This is a genomic window from Nitratidesulfovibrio oxamicus, assembly GCF_015731765.1.
Taxonomy (GTDB): domain Bacteria; phylum Desulfobacterota; class Desulfovibrionia; order Desulfovibrionales; family Desulfovibrionaceae; genus Cupidesulfovibrio; species Cupidesulfovibrio oxamicus.
In genome coordinates, this window is sequence record NZ_VRYY01000618.1 from 1 (window position 1) to 1,090 (window position 1,090).

Here is a 1,090-nt window from a genome sequence, read left to right on the forward strand (position 1 = left end):
AGGTAGGCCCCCACGGACCGCTCGCCGTGCGCGCCGAAGCTCGCCGCCACCTCGCGGTACGAGCGCAGCAGCGCGGCGGGCAGCTTGCCCGCCTTCATGCGGTGGGCCACCTTGTAGACCATGGAATTGCCCACGAACGACACCCGCGCCCGCCACGGATGGTTGGCGGGTTGCGGCGACGCGGGCGGGGCGAAGCGCACCGGGTCGGTGCCCAGTGGCAGGTAGGTCACATGCTCGAAACCCAGCTCGCGCAGCGAAGGCAGGTTGTCCGCATCCCAGGTGAAGATGGCCGTCCACGGGCTGACGATGCGCCGGTACAGGTAGAGGATCAGGTGCGGGTTGTCGACGAACCACGAAGCCAGGGGCAGCCGCAGCTTTTCCAGCAGGTCGGTCAGCACGCCTTCGCGGTCCACGCCGAGGTGGTTGATGGTGAAGGCAAAGTCGGGCCGGAATTCCACCACGGCGCGCAGCAGCTTTTCCACGAATTCGCCCCGCCCCACCTCGTCGTCGTCCAGGGTAAGCAGGTGGTACGGCACGCCAAGGCGCTGGCAGGCGGTGACGATTTCGCCCATCAGGAAATACTGGCTGGTGATCAGCAGCATGCGCGGCAGGGCGGCAGGGTCCGCGAATTTGGGATAGGCGGCGCGTTCCCAGAAGTTGAAGCGGGCGCTGGCGGACAGCACGTCGCGCAGGTGGGCGTAATGGGCGCGGTCGAGCCGCAGGTAGAAGGGGTGCGGCAGGGGCAGCAGTTGCAGCCCGCCGTGCTCGTACTGCCAGCGGGTAAGGGTGCGCAGGGCCGCGTCCGCGTCGTCGTCGGTCACCCACAGGATGCGCCCGGCGACAGTGTCTCCGGCGTGGCGTTCACGCAGGCGGCTGGCGGCAAGGATTTCCGTGGACCGGTCCACCACGGCCACGGGGCCGGGGTGCAATTCCAGCAGGCGGTCCAGGGCCGCGCCGGTGCCTGCGCCCAGAAGGACGGGCAGAACTGGAGGAACGGACGGAACGGGCGGAACGGGCGGAACGGGCGGGGGGGCTGCACCGGGGCCGCCGGGCGTGCCGTGAGGGACAGGCGGGGCTGGCGAAACCGGCC

The 1,090-nt window shown here is 70.0% G+C and carries 1 protein-coding gene; it reads right to left on the reverse strand.

What is annotated here, in order from left to right; translation table 11 throughout:
• Positions 1-1,090, reverse strand: a 1,090-nt coding sequence (locus tag FVW20_RS16300; protein WP_196610416.1) for a DUF3880 domain-containing protein, incomplete at both ends; no start/stop codon positions are given.